At 63.6% G+C, this 19,609-nt stretch carries 19 protein-coding genes; 11 read left to right on the forward strand and 8 right to left on the reverse strand.

Going from position 1 to position 19,609, the window contains the following annotated elements; all coding sequences use genetic code 11:
- Positions 1-273 precede the first annotated feature (273 nt).
- Complete coding sequence (locus ACIQWO_RS16690; protein WP_402826192.1) at positions 274-1,875, forward strand: PLP-dependent aminotransferase family protein; 1,602 nt, start codon at positions 274-276, stop codon at positions 1,873-1,875.
- A 22-nt stretch (positions 1,876-1,897) separates the two neighbouring features.
- On the opposite strand, the gene ACIQWO_RS16695 is transcribed toward ACIQWO_RS16690, so the two are convergent.
- The 5 genes from ACIQWO_RS16695 to ACIQWO_RS16715 form a co-directional block, all read right to left on the reverse strand.
- A complete protein-coding gene (locus ACIQWO_RS16695; RefSeq protein ID WP_402826195.1) occupies positions 1,898-2,371 on the reverse strand; it encodes a hypothetical protein in 474 nt (157 codons plus the stop codon).
- Positions 2,372-2,453: 82 nt separating this feature from the next.
- Positions 2,454-3,083 carry a glutathione S-transferase family protein gene (locus tag ACIQWO_RS16700; RefSeq protein WP_402826198.1) on the reverse strand — a complete coding sequence of 210 codons (630 nt, stop codon included), beginning with the start codon at positions 3,081-3,083 and terminating at the stop codon, positions 2,454-2,456.
- A gap of 105 nt (positions 3,084-3,188) precedes the next feature.
- Positions 3,189-4,250: a porin gene (locus tag ACIQWO_RS16705; RefSeq protein WP_402826201.1), complete on the reverse strand. Its 1,062-nt coding sequence runs from the start codon at positions 4,248-4,250 to the stop codon at positions 3,189-3,191.
- A 44-nt stretch (positions 4,251-4,294) separates the two neighbouring features.
- Entirely contained in the window at positions 4,295-4,735 is a 441-nt protein-coding gene (locus ACIQWO_RS16710; RefSeq protein ID WP_402826204.1) for a PaaI family thioesterase, read from the reverse strand.
- On the reverse strand, positions 4,732-5,676 hold the full coding sequence (locus tag ACIQWO_RS16715) for a hydroxymethylglutaryl-CoA lyase (RefSeq protein ID WP_402826207.1): 945 nt from the start codon (positions 5,674-5,676) through the stop codon (positions 4,732-4,734). Before ACIQWO_RS16715 ends, ACIQWO_RS16710 begins: the two co-directional genes overlap by 4 nt.
- Positions 5,677-5,926: 250 nt before the next feature.
- Here ACIQWO_RS16715 and ACIQWO_RS16720 point away from each other — a divergent pair, with 250 nt between their 5' ends.
- From ACIQWO_RS16720 to ACIQWO_RS16765, 10 genes are all read left to right on the forward strand, one after another.
- On the forward strand, positions 5,927-6,688 hold the full coding sequence (locus ACIQWO_RS16720; RefSeq protein WP_402826210.1) for an enoyl-CoA hydratase/isomerase family protein: 762 nt from the start codon (positions 5,927-5,929) through the stop codon (positions 6,686-6,688).
- Positions 6,685-7,878, forward strand: coding sequence for a CaiB/BaiF CoA transferase family protein (locus tag ACIQWO_RS16725; RefSeq protein ID WP_402826213.1), 1,194 nt, complete (start codon positions 6,685-6,687; stop codon positions 7,876-7,878). The genes ACIQWO_RS16720 and ACIQWO_RS16725 overlap by 4 nt, the downstream gene beginning before the upstream one ends.
- A 28-nt stretch (positions 7,879-7,906) precedes the next feature.
- A complete protein-coding gene (locus tag ACIQWO_RS16730; RefSeq protein WP_402826216.1) occupies positions 7,907-8,716 on the forward strand; it encodes an enoyl-CoA hydratase/isomerase family protein in 810 nt (269 codons plus the stop codon).
- Entirely contained in the window at positions 8,709-10,376 is a 1,668-nt protein-coding gene (locus tag ACIQWO_RS16735; protein WP_402826219.1) for an AMP-binding protein, read from the forward strand. The genes ACIQWO_RS16730 and ACIQWO_RS16735 overlap by 8 nt, the downstream gene beginning before the upstream one ends.
- A gap of 79 nt (positions 10,377-10,455) precedes the next feature.
- Positions 10,456-11,832, forward strand: a complete 1,377-nt coding sequence (locus ACIQWO_RS16740; protein WP_402826222.1) for an MFS transporter — start codon at positions 10,456-10,458, stop codon at positions 11,830-11,832.
- Positions 11,833-11,964: 132 nt separating this feature from the next.
- On the forward strand, positions 11,965-12,480 hold the full coding sequence (locus ACIQWO_RS16745; protein ID WP_402826225.1) for a MarR family winged helix-turn-helix transcriptional regulator: 516 nt from the start codon (positions 11,965-11,967) through the stop codon (positions 12,478-12,480).
- A 105-nt stretch (positions 12,481-12,585) separates the two neighbouring features.
- Positions 12,586-13,530: an NAD(P)H-dependent flavin oxidoreductase gene (locus ACIQWO_RS16750; protein WP_402826228.1), complete on the forward strand. Its 945-nt coding sequence runs from the start codon at positions 12,586-12,588 to the stop codon at positions 13,528-13,530.
- Between the two features lie 166 nt (positions 13,531-13,696).
- On the forward strand, positions 13,697-14,503 hold the full coding sequence (locus tag ACIQWO_RS16755; protein WP_402826231.1) for an alpha/beta fold hydrolase: 807 nt from the start codon (positions 13,697-13,699) through the stop codon (positions 14,501-14,503).
- Positions 14,504-14,594: 91 nt separating this feature from the next.
- Positions 14,595-15,269, forward strand: coding sequence for a heavy metal response regulator transcription factor (locus tag ACIQWO_RS16760; protein WP_402826234.1), 675 nt, complete (start codon positions 14,595-14,597; stop codon positions 15,267-15,269).
- Entirely contained in the window at positions 15,266-16,675 is a 1,410-nt protein-coding gene (locus tag ACIQWO_RS16765) for a heavy metal sensor histidine kinase (RefSeq protein ID WP_402826237.1), read from the forward strand. Before ACIQWO_RS16760 ends, ACIQWO_RS16765 begins: the two co-directional genes overlap by 4 nt.
- Positions 16,676-16,729: 54 nt before the next feature.
- Here the strand turns inward: ACIQWO_RS16765 and ACIQWO_RS16770 are convergent, their stop codons facing one another.
- From ACIQWO_RS16770 to ACIQWO_RS16780, 3 genes are all read right to left on the reverse strand, one after another.
- Complete coding sequence (locus ACIQWO_RS16770; protein ID WP_402826240.1) at positions 16,730-17,614, reverse strand: ABC transporter substrate-binding protein; 885 nt, start codon at positions 17,612-17,614, stop codon at positions 16,730-16,732.
- Between the two features lie 40 nt (positions 17,615-17,654).
- Complete coding sequence (locus ACIQWO_RS16775) at positions 17,655-18,155, reverse strand: flavin reductase family protein (RefSeq protein WP_402826243.1); 501 nt, start codon at positions 18,153-18,155, stop codon at positions 17,655-17,657.
- A 78-nt stretch (positions 18,156-18,233) separates the two neighbouring features.
- Positions 18,234-19,550: an LLM class flavin-dependent oxidoreductase gene (locus ACIQWO_RS16780; RefSeq protein ID WP_402826246.1), complete on the reverse strand. Its 1,317-nt coding sequence runs from the start codon at positions 19,548-19,550 to the stop codon at positions 18,234-18,236.
- Between the last annotated feature and the right edge of the window lie 59 nt (positions 19,551-19,609).

A 19,609-nucleotide genomic window follows, 5' to 3' on the forward strand; every position in this document is an offset into this window, starting at 1 on the left:
TCGGTGGAACTCTCGGGTTGACGCATCTGGCATGACAAATCGGCGTCAAGTGACTGCATCATTGCCGCGCACATTTTTGTTCGTTAGAGCCAGTTGGCCGCATTTGATGATGCCAACTGGTCCAGTTGCCCCGTGATCGGCCCGTAAGCCGCATGAATGCTCGAATCTCACCTGTTTTCGCTCGTCTGCGGATAAACCCCAATTCGGAATAAACGTCACCGTCTCATGAGTAATAATTGACGTTCTAGAAGTGACAGACAAAAAGGGGACGCGATGTCGAGCCGGATTTCTGCGGCGATGTGGAACCAGTTGTTTTCGGTGTCGGCGCGAGCAGGCATGAGTTTGCAGAGCCAGATTCGCCAGATGCTCGTGTCGGCGATCCTGGACGAGCGTCTGATGCGTGGTGCGGCCGTGCCGTCGTCGCGCGAGCTGGCCGAAGGGCTGGGCGTGGCGCGCAACACTGTGGTGCTGGCCTACCAGCAACTGGTCGACGAGGGCTATCTGATCGCGCGGGAGCGGCGCGGTTACTTCGTCAATGGCGATATCCTCGCGCCGCGCGTCGGGTCGCAGCCCGCGAGTGCGCGGGACGGGCGTGATGGCCGGGAGGGGCGTGACGGGAAGCACGCGCCGGAAGGGCGGGCGGAGACGGAATCCGCTGGCACCATCGCGCCGCTGGATCCGTCCACGCCCGACTGGGAGGGGCGCTATGTCGTGCGGCCTTCGGCGCAGCGCAACATCGTGAAACCGATCGACTGGCAGCAGTACCAGTACCCGTTCATTTACGGGCAGTTCGATCCCACGATGTTCCCGACCGCCGACTGGCGCGAATGCTGCCAGAAGGCGCTCACCGTCATGGAGATTCGCGACTGGGCACCGGACATGATCGCGCGCGACGACGAAACGCTCATCCAGCAGATTCGCACGCGCGTGTTGCCGCGTCGTGGCGTGTGGGCCGATGCCGATCAGATCGTGCTCACCAATGGTGCGCAACAGGCGCTGTATCTGCTCGCCGATTTGCTGGTGGGCGCGCGTACGACCGTGGGCGTCGAAGATCCCGGGTATCCCGATGCCAGAAACATCTTCGCGATGCGCACGCCGAAGCTCGTCGGACTACCGGTCGACGAGCATGGGTTGCCGGTGGACGAGCGCTTGTCGCAGTGCGATTACGTGTACGTCACGCCGTCGCATCAGTGTCCTACGACCACGACGATGCCGCTTGCCCACCGCGAGGCGTTGCTGCGTCGCGCGGAGGCCGATGACTTCGTTGTGATCGAAGACGATTACGAGAGCGAGAACAGCTATTCGGACATTCCGATTCCGGCGCTCAAGAGTCTGGATCGCAGCGACCGGGTGATCTATATCGGCAGTTTGTCCAAGTCGTTCGCGCCCGGATTGCGGCTAGGGTATATCGTCGCGCCGGCGGCGCTGGTGAATGAGCTACGTGCGTTGCGCCGGTTGATGATCCGTCACCCGTCGGCGTTCATTCAGCGTTCGTTCTCGATGTTCCTGGCGCTTGGCCATCACGACGCGCTGTTGCGACGTCTGGCCGATACCTACGCCAAGCGCGCCGAAGTGCTGAGCGCAGCGCTCTCGACGCATATGCCGGAAGCGACGTTCGTGCGCGTGAAGGGTGGGGCGTCGTGTTGGGTGCAGGGGCCGTCGCAGTTGAACGCGAACGTGCTGGCGACGCGAGCGAAGTCGCGGGGCATCCTGATCGAACCGGGCGACGTGTTTTTCATGGGGGACAACCCGCCGCGCAACATGTTCCGGCTTGGCTTTTCGTCGATCCGGCTGGAGCACATCGAAGCGGGTGTCATCGCTTTGGCGGAGGTCATGCGCGAGACGATGGCCGAGGCGACACCGGCCTCGCGCTAGATCGCCGGAGCGAGTGACGATGTCAGGCGGACGTCGAAATGCCGACCGTCTGACCTTGATAGCGCGACATGATGTCCAGCGCCTGTTGCAGGCGCTTCGCGTTGGCCGGATCGTTCAGCGAGAGCGCCCCCGCGATGCCCTGACGCGCACGCTGCGCGAAGTCGATGCGCTCCGGGTCGAGCTCTGCCGGAATCTCGGCGCTGCCATCGACCGGCACCTTCATCGTCATCGCCATGAACGGCGAGCTATCGTCGAGCGACATCTGGCCGCTGCGAATCCGGTCGTTAACCCAGTCGCGCATCTGCTGACGTGTCATGTTGCCGAAGTCGATCTGGCGAGTGGTTTGTTGCGCGTCGGCGTTCGTGCTGACCGGCTGTTGCGTCTTTTCGGCGAGCACGGCACGAAACGAACCGACGTCGGTACGGCCATGCCCGGAGGCTGCGCCCGACGACGCGCGTCCGGTGAGCGCCTGTGTGATTCCGTTATCGATTTTCATGGGGGGAAGGTCAGTCATCCTAACGGTGAGAAATTCACAGATGTGACGGTATCCATTCCCCCATGTTTCGTCAATTAAAACGTCAGGGTGTGCCGTTGCGTCCGTAAAGGTGGAAGCCTTCGCGTTCGGACAGGGTTTCGTAGTAGACCGACACGGCCTCCAATTGCGGACGCTCGATCGGCACGCTGAACCAGCGATGCACCGACAGGCCGACGGGGATGTCGGCGAGCGTGAAGTTATCGCCGCTCACGAAGGCCTGCGTCGTTTGCAGTTGCTTGTCGAGCACGCGCATGAAGTCGTTCCAGCGTGCAGAGTTGGCGGCGAGCGCCTGCGGATCGTTGTAGCCGGGCGAGCGACGAATCAGCGACAGGAACGAGTACTTCCAAGCCGGATTCAGATCGGACGACTGCCAGTCGATCCACTGATCGACGCGCGCACGCTCGCGCGGGGCGACGGGATAGAGGTCTGTGCGCTCACGCGACGCGGCGAGATAACGCAGGATGCTGTTCGACTCCCAGAGGACGAAGTCCTCGTCTTCGATCACCGGCACCATCAGGTTCGGATTGAGCGCCGCAAACGCCGGGTTATCGAGCTTGCGCGAGGTGTCGCCGTCGCCCCACGGTTCGTTGGTGAAGGGAATGCCAAGCTCATGGGCGAGCCACAACACCTTACGTACGTTGATGGAGGCGGGTCTGCCGAGAATGCGGAGCATGGAAATCCTTCATGGGTGGGAGGGGTGAGTAGATTCTAGTCACCCCGTCACCGCAGTAACAGATACAGATTTGCCAGTTCCCGGCCGGAACAGTTCGGCGTGCTGTCAGAACGTATGACGCAACCCCAGCGAGACCCCGACCTTGCTGCCGTAGGTGCCTTGCGAGGCGATCAGCGTGTATTTGCCGCTGATGTTGTTGTGGTCGACTTCCAGGTAGACGTCCGTGCGCTTGCTCAGTTGGTAGTCGGCCATGCCGTAGACAGCCGTGCGCTTGCCTCCCGGTTGGGCCTGCCAGTCGACAAAGCCCCCAACCCCCAGCGTCAACGCAGGCAGCGGGTTGTAGCTCAGGCCGAGCAGCATGACGTTGTTGCGCGTCTCGACTTCGGTCAACTGGCTGTGCAGATAACCCGCCGTCGCCCGCCATGCGCCGAACTCGGCTCCTGTCGAGAAGCCGAACGTGTTGCGCGACTGAGTGCCATCCGCCGATGTCAGACGCTGGTACAGCAGCGTGCCGTTGACGCCGCCCGCCGTGTAACCGGCGGTCACCCCCACGCCTGAGTTCGCATGCGTATCGCTCGCGGCGTTGCCGAAGGTGTAGGCCGTGCCCAGCGAGAAGCCACCGGCGTCGAGCGTGTACTTCACCGTGTTGTCGAGACGGCTGCCGACATAGTTGCTCGCGACGATCAGGGTGTCGAGGTTCGGGTTGTTGAAGATCTGTGCTGCGCCCATCGCCGTATAGCCCACGCTGTACTGGCGACCCACCGACAATGCGCCGTAGCTGCCGCGCACGCCGACGAACGCCTGGCGACCGAACAGCCGTCCCGCGCCGTTGGACGACGCCTGTCCGAAGCCAGCGCTCTTCGTGCCTTGCAACGACGTGCCGTCATCCAGGCTGAAACCGCTCTCCAGCACGAAGAACGTCTCAAGATCCGGTGCAAGTTTCTCTGTCCCCTTGATGCCCCAGCGCGACCCGGTGAACGAGCCTTGCGAGGCGCTGAACAGCTTGCCGTCGCTCGCGTTGGCGTTGGTCTCGTAGCGGATGGCCGTGTCGATCAGGCCGTAGAGGGTGACTTCGGCGTGCGCACTCGCGGGGACGAGTAGCAGCGGCGAGGCAAAGGACAGGCAGGCCGCGGCGTACCCGAGGCGGCGTCGTGTTGCGAAAGGCATGAAACGTGTCTCCGATGTGGTTTTTGTGGTGTTGCGGTGGTGGATCAGGTCGGTGGCGAGTCACTCCGTGCGTTCGACGCATCACGAGAGGCGACGGCAAACACGGCGCTGGCGGTCGCGAGTGGGCGGCCTTCCGCGTCGAGCACCTCGGCCTCGCAGAACGCGAGCGTGCGGCCGCTGCGGCGCACGCGTGCGTGTGCGGTGATGCGTCCGCGTGCGGGGCGCAGATAGTTGATCGTGAGGCTGGCGGTGCCGAGGTTGTCGAACGCACCGCTGGCGCGCGTGGCCACGCCCATCGCGGTGTCCAGTAGCGCCGCGATCAAGCCGCCGTGCGCGTTGCCGTGACGATTCGTGTGTCGGTCGAGCACTTCGCAGGCGAGTACGGCGGTGCCGTCGCCAGCATCGACGAGTGCGAATCCGTTATCGAGACAGAACTGCGATTCGATGCGCAGTTCGCGGCCGAGGTCGGCGGCGTCGCGGCTCATTGCGTCGTCGCCGGACTGGCGCTCAACATCGGGTTGAGACCGGTGCGGGCCACGCGGCTCGCCAACTGGCGGCCGAGCGCCGTCTCACAGGCTTGCGACGCGGCCATCATGGCCGTCAGATCGATGCCGGTGTCGACCCCCATCGTTTCGAGCACGTTGACGAAGTCCTCTGTGCAGACGTTACCGGTCACGCCACCGCCGTACTGCACCTTCGCGGGATGGCCGCCCGTACCGCCGAAGGCGACGTCGAAGTGAGTCACACCCGCTTCGAGTGCGGCGAGGTAGTTGACGATGCCGGTGCCGCGCGTGTCGTGGAAGTGCGCGATGGCATGGACGTCCGGGAATGACGACAGCATCTGTGCGAACAGCGCCTTCGTCGACGCTTGTGTTGCCACGCCGATGGTGTCGCCGAGCGTGATGTATTTCACGCCGAGCGATGCGAAGCGCGCCACGTCTTCCATGACGCTCGCCGGATCGATCGCGCCTTCAAAGGGACAGCCGAACGCCACGGAAATCGTGCCGACCAGACGGAAACGGCCTTGTGCCGCCTTCGCCATCGCTTCGACGCGCAGCCACTGACCCGCCCGCGACTGCTTGAGGTTGCGCTCCGAGTGCGAGTCGCTCGCCGAGACCAGCAGGCTGATTTCGTTGACGCCGATCCCGGCGTCGAGATCGGTCAGCGCGCGCTCGACGGCACGCGTGTTGGCACACGTCGCTTTGTAGTGAACGCCGTCAACACGTGGCAGCACCGCGAGCAACTCGCTCGCGTCGGCGAACTGCGGCACCACCGCCGGGTTGGAGTAGGACGTGGCTTCCACACGACGAAATCCGGCGCGCGCGAACTGATCGATCAGGTCTCGCTTGGTGTCGGTCGGGAGGAACGCGGTCTCGTGCTGCAGGCCGTCACGGGCGAAGCATTCGCACAGAATCAGATCGGACATGACATGCGGGCGCAATGCGCCGGAAGTGAGTTCGGATGGAGCGCATGAAATCACTTAATGTGATGCAATGTCAAATAATTTATAAATCGTCATACAAGGGGTTTCCCATAAATTATTCGATTAACTGCGATGTTTTCACGATGTTGAGATGGTGATTGGATAATTTTGTTTGACGACGTCACATTTTGTGGATTAGGCTAGCCGCCATACCCTGACTCACCTCTGGCTGATGAATCCGATGTCCCGAAACATGACGTATCCCGACTCCCTGTTGATCGAAGATCGCGGCGCCGTGCGCGTGATCACGATGAATCGCCCCGATAAGCGCAACGCGCTGAACAACGAACTGACGCAGGCGCTGCTGGCGGCGTTGCGTGAGGCCGATGCCGATCCCGAAGTGAACGCCATCGTGCTCGCCGGTGCAGGGCAGAGCTTCTGTGCCGGAGCGGACGTCAAGGAGTTCGGCGGCTTCGTGGCGGGTGGCAGCGATGCCGACGCCGCGCAGGCTGCGCTCAAGCGCGCGCACCTCACCACGTCGCTGCATCGGGCGTTCGTCGAGATCGGCACGCCGGTCGTCGGTGCGGCGCAGGGCTATGCAATGGGTGGCGGCGCAGGACTTGCGCTCGCTTGTGATCTGCTCGTGGTGGGCGAGAGCCTCAAGCTGGGCTATCCGGAGCTGAAGCACGGCATCGTGGCGGCCATCGTGATGGCGAATCTGGTGCGTCAGGTTGGCCGCAAGACTGCGTTTGAGCTGGTGTCGACAGGCGATACCGTCGACGCAACGCGCGCAATGGCGCTGGGACTTGCCAACCGTGTTAGCCCCGACAGCACGCTGGTCGACGACGCCGTGGCACTTGCCGCGCGTCTGGCCGACTACGATCCGGTGTCGATGACGGCGACCAAGCGTCTGTTCCATCGCGTGGCGGATCTGCCGCTCACGCAGGCGTTCGACGTTTCGCTCGATACGAACCTGATGATGCGCAGCTTCCCCAAGCGCGCCCCGAAGTCGTGAGCGCACCGATGAAGCCGCTGGCCGGTGTGACGATCCTCGAACTGGCGCGCGTGCTCGCTTGCCCGTTCGCCGACATGATCCTTGCGGAGCTTGGCGCGACGGTCATCAAGATCGAGCAACCGGGCAGCGGGGACGAGACACGCACGTTCGAGCCGAAAGTCGGTGACGAGTCGGCGTACTACTTCGCCTGCAACCGTAGCAAGCAGTCCGTGACGGCGAACATGAAGACGGAAGCGGGGCGCGCGATCATCCGCGATCTCGCGTCGCGCGCCGACGTGCTGCTGGAGAATTTCCCCGTCGGTACCCTCAAGCGTTACGGCCTCGATCAAGCGGCGATGCGCGAAGCCAATCCGAAGCTCATCTACGTCTCGTGCACGGGTTTCGGCCAGACCGGCCCGTACGCGAAACGCAAGGGCTACGACACCGTCTTTCAGGCGATGGGCGGGCTGATGAGCCTGACGGGCGAACGCGGCGGCGGTCCGGTCAAGCCGGGGCTGCCGATCGCTGATCTGTCGTCGGGTTTGTGGATCGCGATTGCGATTCTCAGCGCCTTGCAGGGCCGCACGCAAACGGGCGCAGGCTGTCACATCGATTTCTCGATGCTCGACGGTCAGGTCAGTCTGCTGACGCTGGCTGCTGGCCGCTACTTCGCGCTGGGTGAAGTGCCGCCACGTCTGGGCACGGAACATCCCGGGCGTGTGCCGTCGGCCACGTTTGAGTGCAGCGACGGGGCTTACGTCCACATCACGTGCAGCGATCAGCACTGGCTGCCGCTGTGCGAACTGCTCGGCCTCGATGAGCTGGCGGCCGACGCCACGCTCTCGACCAATGCGGGCCGCGTCGAGCATCGCGACCGCCTGATGGCGGCGCTGACGACTGCCATCGCGGGCAGAACGCGTCGCGAGTTGTGCGACGCGTGCGCCGCCGCCGATGTCCCCGCCGGTCCCATCCAGCATGTCGACGAGGTGCTCGCCGATCCGCACGTGCTGGCGCGCGGCATGGTGAGCGAGTTCGAGCATCCATCCATTGGCAAGTTCGGCGCGCTGCCGGTGCCGTTCAAGTTCGACGGCTTTGCCGATCCCGAAGTGGGGCGTCCGCCGTTGCTGGGCGAGCACACCGATCAAGTGCTGGCGACGCTCGGTTATGCCCCGGCGCAAATCGCGGATTTGCGTCGCGAAGGCGCCATCTGAATTCGATTCGACGTTAGGAAAGACAAGCATGAAAGATTGGGAGACATTGGAGATCGTGCGTCAGGACGCGGTCGTCGAAGTCGTGCTGAACCGGCCGCAGCAGCGCAACGCGCTAAACGCCGCGATGTGCGACGAACTGCGCGCCACCGTTCAGGCGTTGCGCGACGACGACTCGGTGCGCTGCGTGATCGTTCGCGCCAACGGGCCGGTGTTCTGCGCGGGGGCGGATCTGAAGGAGCGTCAGGGTATGAGTCTTGACGATGTGCGCGCGCGCCGTATCAAGGCGTTCGCCGCCTACGACGCCATCGAGCAGATCGGCAAGCCGTGCATCGCGCTTGTGGAGGGTCCGGCTATTGGGTCGGGCGGAGAGATCGCAATGGCATGCGACTTCATCGTTGCGACAGATGCCGCCGCGTTCCGCACGCCCGAAGCACTGTGGGGGACGGTCGGTGCCACACAGCGCATGCCGCGCGCCGTGGGTAAGCGCCTCGCCAAGGACATGGCCTTCACCGGTCGCACGTTGTCGGCGCAGGAAGCGCGCGACGCCGGGCTGGTGTCGCGCATCGTGCCAGCGGACGGCGCGCTGGACGCCGTGCGTGTGATGGCGCAGACGATTGCCGCCGCGCCGCCGCTGGCGATGCGTCTCACGAAGGACTGTATCGACCGTGGCGTCGAGACGGACCCCGCCGGTGCGCTCGCTATCGAGCTGCTCGCCATCGACACGTTGCTGCAAAGTCCCGACTGGGGCAGCAAGATCGCGCGCTTCGGCAGCGGCACGAGCAACGACGTCGATCATGCGGCAAACCAGGATTCGAAGCAGGGAGGCGGTCATGCCTGAAGTTCACGACGTGGGGCATGAAACCTACGCTAGCCAGTTCGGGCTTGAAGGGCCGGTCACGCTGCCCGCCGTTCTCGCGACGCGTGCGCGCGCAACGCCCGAAGCCGAAGCGCTGGTGATCGAAGGGGAACGCATCGACTACCGCACGCTGAGCGAGCGTGTCGCGCAGGCGGCCGCGCGCATGGTGCACCTCGGCGTTCAGCACGGCGAGCATGTCGGCATTCTGATGGGCAATTCGGTGGATTGGGTGGTGCTGTTCTACGCGGCGGCATCGATCGGCGCGGTCGCCGTACCCGTCAACACTCGGTTCAAATCCGACGAACTGAACTACTGCCTGAGTCAGGGCGACGTGCGCGTGCTGTTCTACGTCGACACGTTCCTCAATATCGACTACACGGCGTTGCTGCGCGGTGTAGAACCTGCCTTCGATGCGCAACTGCCGGGCGATTTCCTGCCGCTGCTGCGCCGCGCCGTGATGGTGGGCGACAGCGCGCGCGGCTTGCCGGAGGGTGTCGAACATTTCGACGCATTGCCGGACACACCCGCGTTGCGTGACGAAGTTGCGCGCCGCGCCGCCGCAGTCTCGCCCGACGATGTGCTGCTCATTCAGTACACCTCCGGTACGACGTCGTTCCCGAAGGGCGTGCTGCTGCGTCATCGCAACATGCTGATGAATGCCGCTGCCTCGGCGCTGCGCATTGGCGTGCGTGCCGATGACCGCTACTTCAGCGTGCGTCCGTTCTTCCATGTGGCGGGCACGACGATGTCGCTGCTCGTCTCGCTGGTCACTGGTGCGTGCCTGCTGTCGGTGCCGTCGTTCGACGTGGCGCGCGTGCTGACCATCCTCGATGAAGAGCGCTGCACGCTGACGTCCGGCAACGACACGATTTTCCTGATGATGATGGGCCACCCCGAATTCCGTCGCGAACGCATTCACCTGCGTGGCGGCTGGGCGGCGGCGGGGCCGGAAATCATGCAGAAGATTCACGACGTGATGGGCGTGCCCTACATGGTCGGCGCGTACGGGCAATCGGAAGCGTCGCCCAACGTGGTGCTCAACGATTGGCGCGATCCGCTCGAATTGCGCGTGGGCGGCTGGGCGAGCCCGCATCCCGGTATCGAGATCCGCACGGTGTCCCCGGAGACGGGCGACGTGCTCGGTGCGGACGAACCCGGTGAGATTCAAGTGCGCGGCTGGAGCGTGATGAAGGGCTACTACAACAAGCCGAAGGAGACGGCGCAGGCGTTCAGCGACGACGGCTGGCTGCGCACGGGCGATCTCGGTGTGATCGACGGTGAAGGACGCATGCGCATGCTCGGGCGTCTGAAGGATGTGTTCCGCGTTGGTGGCGAGAACGTTGCGCCCGCCGAAGTGGAGGAGACGCTGTTCACGCACCCGGCGGTGCAACTGGCGCAGGTCGTGGGAGTGCCGGACGCGCGTCTGGGCGAAGTGCCTGCGGCGTTCGTGGTGCTGCGCCCCGGTGCGGACGTCACGAGCGAAGCGCTGATCGACTGGTGCCGCGCGCGTGCTGCGAATTTCAAGGTGCCGAGATACCTGCGATTCGTCGATTCGTTCGACGGCATCGGCATGACGGGTAGCTCGAAAGTGCAGAAGAACAAGCTGCGCGACTACGCGATTCGGGAGTTCGGTTTGTCCTGACACCTGACGGCCGGGCGTCGATGGACACGACGTCCGCCCCGCAACCGAACCTCATCAAAAAATCAAGATTGGAGGAGACATGACTTCACATACGACGACGGCGTCACAGCCGTTCGGCGGGACGGACACGCCCGGCGCAAACGCGGCCGGTCAGGTGGTCGAGGAATCGACCTATCGCAAGATCGCCTGGCGCACGCTGCCGTTGCTGTTCGTTTGCTACATCATCAACTACATCGACCGGGCGAACATCGGCATCGCGCAGATCCAGTTCAAGGCAGATCTGCATTTCAGCGATCTCGTCTACGGTATCGGCGCGGGGTTGTTCTTCGTCGGTTTTCTGCTGTTCGAGGTGCCGAGCAACCTGATGCTCGCGCGCATGGGCGCGCGCAAGACGCTGTTGCGCATCATGACGCTCTGGGGCGCGGTTGCATGCGCGATGATGTTCGCGCGCACGCCCACGGAGTTCTACGTCGCGCGCATGCTGCTCGGTGCGGCGGAGGCGGGCTTCTTCCCCGGGCTGATTCTGTATCTCAGCTACTGGTTTCCGGCGGAGCGGCGTGCACGTGTGACGGCGTTGTCGTTCGTTGCGATTCCGATTGCGACGATGATCGGTGCGCCGACGTCGGGCTGGATCATGCGTAGCTTCCATCAGATTCACGGTCTCGCTGGCTGGCAATGGATGTTTCTGCTCGAAGGTATTCCCGCGATCCTGCTCGGTGTCGTGGTGTTCTTCGCGCTGGAAGACCGGCCGGAGCAGGCGAAGTGGTTGAGCGACGACGAAAAGGCGCGGCTCACGCACGTGCTCAATGAGGAGCGTCGTCAGAAGGCCAGCAAGGGTGGTCATGGGCACGGCGGCACGCTGGCGGCGCTGGGCGATTGGCGTGTGTACGTGGCGGGGCTGGTGTCGTTCTGTGCCTATGTGCTGGCGAGCACCATCGCGTTCTTCGCGCCGCTGGTGATTCAGTCGACCGGTGTGAAAGATCCGTTCCACGTCGGTCTGCTCTCGGCGATTCCGCCGGTCGTCGGCATCGTGTCGATGCTGATCGTGAGCCGTCATTCGGACCGCCAGCGCGAGCGTCGCTGGCATGCCTCGGTGCCGCTGATGTTTGCGGCGGCGAGCCTCATGGTCATGCCGTATCTGTCGCATAACGTCGAGCTGGCGGTGATCCTGCTGGCGGTGGCGACGGCGGGGCACCTGTCGAGCCTGTCCGTTTTCTGGACGATTCCGTCGACGTATCTCGCACCGGCCAGCGCGGCAGCCGGGATCGCGGTGGTAAGCAGCATCGGTGCCTTGGGCGGGCTGGTCGGGCCGAGCGTGATCGGCTACGTGAAGACGACGACGGGCAGTCTCGCGCTCGGCTTGCAGGTCGCTGGATGCTTCGTGCTGTTCGGCAGCATTCTGTTGCTCGTGGGCATTTCTGCGCGGCTGTTGCCCAAGGGTGTTTCCCGTTCGTGAGGGTGTTCGTGATTGCGCGCCTGAGACGGTGTGCAATCCGTGTGGAATCAAGGCATGTGCCGGTTTGACCGGGCACGGGCGAGGCGATAGCATGACGCCATTCCTTTCCCCGCCTACCGGCTGAATCGTCACATGCCCAAGCCCAACCCCTCGCGCTCGCCCGAACCGGTGAGCGCAGCACCGTCCGACTTGCGGCAGCTCACGTCGTTTCAACTGCGTCAACTGACGAACATCTACACGAAGGGTTCGTCCAGTGTGTATGAGCGCAACTTCGGTCTGACGCTCAACGAATGGCGCTCCATCGCGTTGCTGCACAGCAGCGACGGCATGTCGCTCAATCGGCTCGCGGAGCAGGCGCAGTTCGACCGGGGGTTGATGAGCCGTACGGTCACCGCGCTCGAGGCGCGCGGCATTCTCCAGCGCAGCACCGACAGCGCGGACGCGCGCGGTGTCGTCATCTCGCTCACCACCCACGGCCGCGATCTCGTGAAGCAGGTGTTCCCCGTCGCCGAAGAACTCAACGACCGTCTGTTGTCCGTGCTCACGCGCGCAGAGCGCGATGCGCTGCCCAAGATACTTGACAAGCTCACGTATCAGGCGAGGATCATGCTGGATCAGGAGCGGGAAGAGGCTGGAGAAGGGCTTTGATTGAGTTGCTGGTTTTGCGGTAAATTGTTTGACAATGCATCATATGTCCCTTAGATTGACGAGCATCGTCAATGCGCGTCTGCGCGGTATTTCGAGGGACTTTTCATGCTTCAGACCCGCCTCACTCGGCTGTTGAATATCAAATATCCCATCATCCAGGCCGGGATGAGCTGGGCGTCGTCCAACGCGGCGCTGCCGATTGCCGTCTCAAATGCAGGCGGGCTCGGCGTGATCGCCGCAGGTCCGATGTATCTCGATGCCTTTCGCGACACCGTGCGCGAAGTGAAGGCCGCCACCGATGGCGCGTTCGCCGTGAACATCCCGCTGTATCGCCCGCAGGCCGAGCAGTTTCTCGACGTCATCGAAGAGGAAGGCGTGCCGGTGGTGATTGCGTCGCAAGGCGGCCCGAAAGCGCATCTCGAACGCTTTCAGTCGCGTGGTGTTCGCTGGATTCATGTGGTCTCGACAATGCCGCACGCGCGTAAGGCAGCGGATGCAGGCGTGGATGCCCTCGTCGTCGTAGGCGCAGAGGCGGGCGGGCATCCGCCGGTGAACGGCGTGAGCACACTCGTGGCCGTACGTCGCGCGGTCGTCGAGTTCGACCTACCGATTGTGGCGGGCGGTGGCGTGGCGGATGGCTATGGCGTGGCGGCGTTGCTGGCGCTCGGTGCGGATGCCGTGCAGCTTGGCACGCGGTTTCTTGCGACGCGTGAGGCGGGCGTGCATGAGAACTACAAGCGCGCGGTGCTCGATACCGATATCGACGGCACGACGCTGGTCGGCGTGCGCGGCCTGCCTGTTCGCATGACGCGCAATCAGTTCGCCGAACGCGTGTTGCTGGCCGACAAGGAAGAGCCGGATGCCGCTGCGTACGACACGCTGTTCAAATCCAGCTCGCTCAAACAGGCGGCGCTCGATGGCGACGTCGAATGGGGCAAGGTCGAACTCGGTCAGTCGGCCGGGCTGATCGGCGATCTGCCCGCAGCGGCAGACGTGATGGCGCGGCTGGTGGAGGAGTGCGAGAGCGCAGTACGCCGGTTGGTTGGTTGAGCGTTCGCCTCGTCCACACGTTCGCGGATTTCGTCATTTTTTTGTAATTTCTGCGTCAGTTCGCTGACGCCCCCCGCTCCTTAGACTGGCTTCACGTTGTTCACCGCAACGTCCCAATACCCGGTTGTGAAGCCACGACGTCATCGCGTCAATCTAAGGAGCTACCATGCCCACTCGTCAACTGCGCGCCATTGCTGCGCGTACCGCCACCGTCGGCGCGCTGCTTGCCGCCGCCGTCTTCCCCGCACTGTCGGCCCACGCCGCGCCGACGGATCAATCGGCCAGCGGTCCGATCAAGAACATCGTGCTGGTGCACGGCGCGTTCGTAGGGGGCGCGGGCTGGCGTCCGGTCTACGACCTGCTGGTCAAGGACGGCTATCACGTCACGCTGGTGCAGGAGCCGCTGACGTCCTTCCAGGAAGACGTGACGGCCACCAAGCGCGTGCTCGACGGCCTCGACGGCCCTGCGGTGCTCGTCGGTCATAGCTACGGCGGCGCGATCATCACCGAGGCGGGTAACGATGCGCATGTGAAGGCGCTGGTCTACATCGCGGCGCACGCGCTCGACGTGGGTGAGACCGAAGCCAGCAACGGCAAGAAGTTTCCGAATCTGACCAAGGCGGTCGTGAAGACGCCGGACAACTATCTCTACCTGAATCCGAAGGATTATCCGGCCGACTTCGCCGCCGATCTGCCGCGCGCGCAGGCCGAGTTCGAAGCCAACGCCCAGATGCCGACGGCCGCGTCGGTATTCACGGCGCTGATCCCCGATCCGGCCTGGAAGACGAAGCCGTCGTGGTATATGGTCGCGAAGGCCGACCGTATCATCAATCCGGATCTGGAGCGGATGTATGCTGCACGTGCGCACGCGCACACCGTGGAGATCGAAGGTGCAAGCCACTCGGTGTACGAGTCGCACCCGCAGGCGGTGGCTCGTCTGATCGAGGAAGCCGCAACCGCCGCTGGCAAGTAAGTTCGCGGCGCGAGCGGTTGAGGCCAACAGGATGGCGGTCCGTTCGGGCCGCCATCCTGTTGCTATTGGCGTGCTGGATGAGTGAGACACCATGCGCATTCTGGTCATAGAAGACGAAGCGAAGACAGGCGAGTATCTGCAAAACGGGCTGACCGAGGCGGGCTACGTCGTGGACGTCGCGCCAAACGGCATCGACGGCCTCCACATGGCGCAGGAACTCGCGTACGACCTGATTCTGCTCGACGTCATGATGCCCGGCATGGACGGCTGGACCGTCATGCGTAAGCTCGGCGACCGCATACGCACACCGGTGTTGTTCCTGAGCGCACGCGGCACGCTCGAAGACCGGCTCAAGGGGCTCGATCTCGGCGCGGACGACTATCTCGTCAAGCCGTTCTCGTTTGCGGAGTTGCTGGCGCGCATCCGCATCATCCTGCGACGCGGGCAGCCGCAACCGGCGGACGACATGCTGCGTGTCGGCGACCTTTGCGTGGACGTGACGAAGCGTCGCGTGGAGCGAGGCGGCGCGCGCATCACGCTCACCAACAAGGAATTCAATCTGCTGCTGTTCTTCGTGCAGCATCCGGGCGAAGTGCTTTCGCGCGCGCTGATCGCGTCGCGTGTGTGGGACATGAACTTCGACAGCGACACGAATGTGGTCGACGTGGCGGTGCGGCGTCTGCGTCAGAAGATCGACGAGCCGTTTGCCACCCGTCTGATCCATACGGTGCACGGCGTCGGTTATCGCTGCGAGGCCCTCGAATGACGGGCGCGTCGGTGACTGGCAAGCGGATGTCGCTCAGCACGCGTCTGGCGCTCGGCTTTGCGCTGATGGCGTTCGCGGCGATGGCCGTCGTCGGCTTCGTGCTGTACTGGAAGCTGGAGGCGCAACTGGTCGTGCGTGACGACGGCGCGCTGGTCACGCGTGTGGACCAGTTGCGGACCCTGATGCAGGACGTCGACGCGCACGATCTCATCCGCGACAAGCCGCATCTGTTCGCCAATATGCTCGGCAACACGGAGTCGCTGCTGGTTGTGGGCTACCCGGGCGAGCGGCCGCTCATCGAAGTGAATCCCGGGCACACGCGAGTGCCACCGGTCACACCTGTCGCGCCGGACACACCGCTCACGCTCGACGCCGTCCATCACACGCAAACGGCCGACGGCACGCCGTTCATCTATGTCGCAGCGACAGCGCACGGTGTGGCGGGCCAGCGCGATCTGCAAATCATGTCGGGGCGTCTGATGACCGAGCGCACGCGCATGCTGGGCGATTACCGGACGCAGATTTTTCTGTTCGCCACGACGGCGGCTTGTCTGGCGGCGCTGTTCGCGTTCTGGCTGGCGCGACGCGGCATGCGTCCGCTGAGACGGCTGGCGGTGCAGACGGCGTCCATCGGTGTGGACACGCTCTCCACCCGTCTTCCACAACGCGATACACCTGCGGAACTGGACGTACTCGTCACGTCGATCAACGCGATGCTCGGCAGGCTTGAGCGCGGGTTCACGCAGTTGCAGCAGGTCTCAGCGGATATGGCGCACGACCTGCGCACACCGATCGGCAACTTGCTCGGGCAGACGGAAGTGGGCTTGAGCCAGACGCGCGATCCGGCGTATTACCAGCGGCTACTGGGATCGAACTTCGAAGAGTTGCAGCGTCTCTCGAAGATGATCGACAACATGCTCTTCCTCGCTCGCGCGGAACATGCCGATCACGCTATCGATCGGCACTTGCTGTCGGTGGCGGATGAGTTCGAGCGCATCGCCGATTACTTCGAAGGATTGGCCGACGAGCGTGGCGTGCGTATCGAGCGCGAGGGGGGCGGTGAAGTGATGGCCGACGCGCAACTCATGCGTCGCGCGATGGCGAATCTTCTGGCGAACGCGGTACGGCATGCGGATGAGGGCAGTGTGATTCGTCTGATTGCAGAGCAGCGCGCGGGGGGAACGTGGCTGCACGTCGAGAATCGCGGCCCGACGATAGAACCGGCGCATCGTGAGCGGCTGTTCGACCGGTTCTACCGCGCCGACGCGTCGCGACAACGTTCGTCGGATTCGAGCGGGCTGGGGCTGTCGATCGTGCGCAGCATCATGCAGTTGCACGGCGGTGCGTGGCGCGTCACCAGCGAGAGCGGTGTGACCCGCTTTACGCTGGTGTTCCCTAAGGGGTGACGCCGGTGGCGGGGCTGTCGCCGTTTGCCGTTCGGCGGTCCCGTGTGCCCTGTATCAGCGCATGCCGCCGTTGATGGGGAAGTCCGGTTTGGCATCCTTGGTGGCGAGTCCCCATTTCTTCATCAGCGCGTCATAGGTGCCGTCTCGTTGCAGCTTGAGCAGGGCCTGCCGCATGACGCTCGCGAGTTGCCGCCCTTTCTCGTCGACACCGAAGCCGATGCCGTAAGGCGCTTCGGCGTTGTAGTGGATGACCTTGTACTTGGCGGGAAATTTGGTCTCGTTGTAGTAACCGACCGGCGAATCCACCCAGGCGACCTGGCTGGCGCCAGTCGATAGCGAGAGCAGCGTCATGTTCGAGTCGGGATAGGTCGCCACCGAGATGGGCTGCTTGCCGTCTTTTTGACATTTTTCGCTCAGCTTGGTCGCCTTTGCCATTGAGGCCGTGCCGCGTGGTAGCGCGAGTTGCTTTCCGCAGAGCCCGTCGAGCGACGCGATCGTGACCGCCTTCGAGGGCATGGCGACGACCGTCATGCCCATGTCGAGGTAATCGACGAAGGTCACGACTTTCTGACGCGATGAAAAGTCCGCAAGCGAGAGCAGCACATCGAAGCGGTTGGCGCCCAGACCGGGAATGAGGGCGTCGAACGACGACTGGGCAAGCTTGACCTTCAGATCCAGCACCGCTGCTGCGGCCGAGAGCAGTTCCGGGGTGAACCCCACGATGTTGCCGTCGCCGTCGACGAATTTGATCGGCGCCACATCGGGATTGACGCCAGCGATCAGCGTGCCGCGCTCCCGGTAGAACTTCGGGACTTGCGCAGCGAGCGCCGGGTCGACCTTGATGGGCGGGCGTGCTGGCGGCTCCTGCGCGTGCGCGGGACTCACAATCCCGAGCCCGGCGACGAGACATGCCGTCGCGAATTTGAAGTCGATCGTCATACGAAAACCTCTGGGTGGATGTCGGCAGGTCGGTGGCGTATCAGGCGGCTTGCTGAACGGTGCGGGCGAAATCCCGGTGGTGCCAGAGCAGACAGTCGGCTGCCCCTTCGTCGTTCACGGTAGCCCGGGTAATCTGTCCGACGATAATGCTGTGCGTGAAACCGTCATGCACTTTGGCGAGTTGGCATTCGAACACCACGACCGCCCCCGTCAGGGTGGGGACGTCGAGTTCCCCGGCTTGCCAGTTCACGGGGTCGAAGCGCTCGGGGCCGCGCAGTGACGTGAAGCGCTTCGCCACGGCCAACTGTTCGGCGGACAACAAGTTGACGGCGAAGCGTCGCGTTCGAAGGATGACGTCATGCGCCGACGCAGTCTTGTTCACGCACACGAGGATCGTGGCCGGATCGGCAGACAGGCTGCACACCGACGTAGCGATCAGACCAGACGGCACACGGTCCTCATACGTGGTCACCGCCGTGATGCCGCTGGCGAAGCACGTCATGGCGTGTCGAAAGACGTCGGAGGAAACTTGGTCGTTCATACGGATACCTCTTGAGTTCTGATGAAGCGCGCGACGTGCACGGCAAGTTCGGGCCGCACACGTCGCACCGGATCGCTTTCAGCCGCCGAATGACAGTGAACCGAGTCCCAGATTGCCTCGCAGCGTTTGTGCCGCGTACTCGGTTCGGAACAGGCCGCGACGACGCAGTTCGGGAAGAATGAATTCGATGAAGTCGTCGAGACCGCCGGGAAGGGTCGCGGGGCAGAGATTGAAGCCGTCGGCGGCACCTTCGCGGAACCACGATTCCATATCGTCCACGATGTCCTGCGCCGTGCCGATCAACTGGCGGCCACCCGAGGCGCGAATCTTGTAAAGCTGGCGAATCGTGAGATTGTCGCGACGGGCCATCTCCAGCAATCCATTGCCGATGCTGCTCACGGGACCGGCGCTGGTGGCGGGCACCGGGCCATCGAGGTCGTAGCCGGAGAGGTCGCCGAGTACGCTATGGAGAATCGACAGGCCGCTGAGCGGGTCGATCAGCTCCTGCAACTGATCGAACTTGTCTTGCGCCTCCTGCCGTGTGCGGCCCACGTAGGGCGTCAGTCCCGGCATGATCAGGAGTTGGTCCGGCGTGCGACCGTATTTCGCGAGACGGCCTTTCAAATCGTCGTAATAAGCCTTGGCCGACTGAATGTCGAACGATGCGCTGTACACCACATCGGCGTTTTTCGCGGCAATCTCTCGCCCGGCGTCGGCAGCGCCAGCCTGAACGATGATGGGGCGACCCTGCGGCGTGCGTGCCGAATTCAGCGGGCCGCGCACCTTGAAGTGTTTGCCCTTGTGGTGCGGGACGTGCAACTTGCGCTCGTCGTAGAAGATGCCGCTGTCTTTGTCGCGGATAAACGCATCGTCTTCCCAGCTATCCCAGAGCTTCTTGACGACGTCCACGAATTCGTCGGCCCGCTCGTATCGCTCCTCGTAGCCCAGGTGTTCGTCGCGGTTGAAGTTCCACGCTTCTTGCTGCGACCACGAGGTGACGACGTTCCAGCCTGCGCGTCCGGCGCTGATGTGATCGATCGAGGCGTACTTGCGTGCGATATGGAACGGCTCGTTATAGGTCGTCGAGGCGGTCCCCACGAGGCCGATATGCTTCGTGCAGGCGCCGATTGCCGCGAGCAGCGTCAAAGGTTCGAGTTCGGCGTTTTTCGCGTCGCGCGCCGCTGATCCCGGGGGCGTATCGGAGGCTCGCACGCCAACGCCGTCCGCAAAGAAGATCATGTCGAATTTTGCCGCTTCGGCCTTGCGCGCGCTCTCAAGGAAGTAGTGAAAGTCGATTGCGCCATCGGCGGGAACATCGGGATGCCGCCACGCCGCCATGTGATAGCCCAGATAGCGCATCGAGACACCCAGTCTCATCATTCCGTCGTTTGACATTTCGAATCCTGTTTAATCGAGTGTGATGGCGGGGCGCGCGTCGCACGAGCGTCGCGGGC

It is taken from the genome of Pandoraea sp. NPDC090278 (genome assembly GCF_044772185.1).
Classification (GTDB): Bacteria; Pseudomonadota; Gammaproteobacteria; order Burkholderiales; family Burkholderiaceae; genus Pandoraea.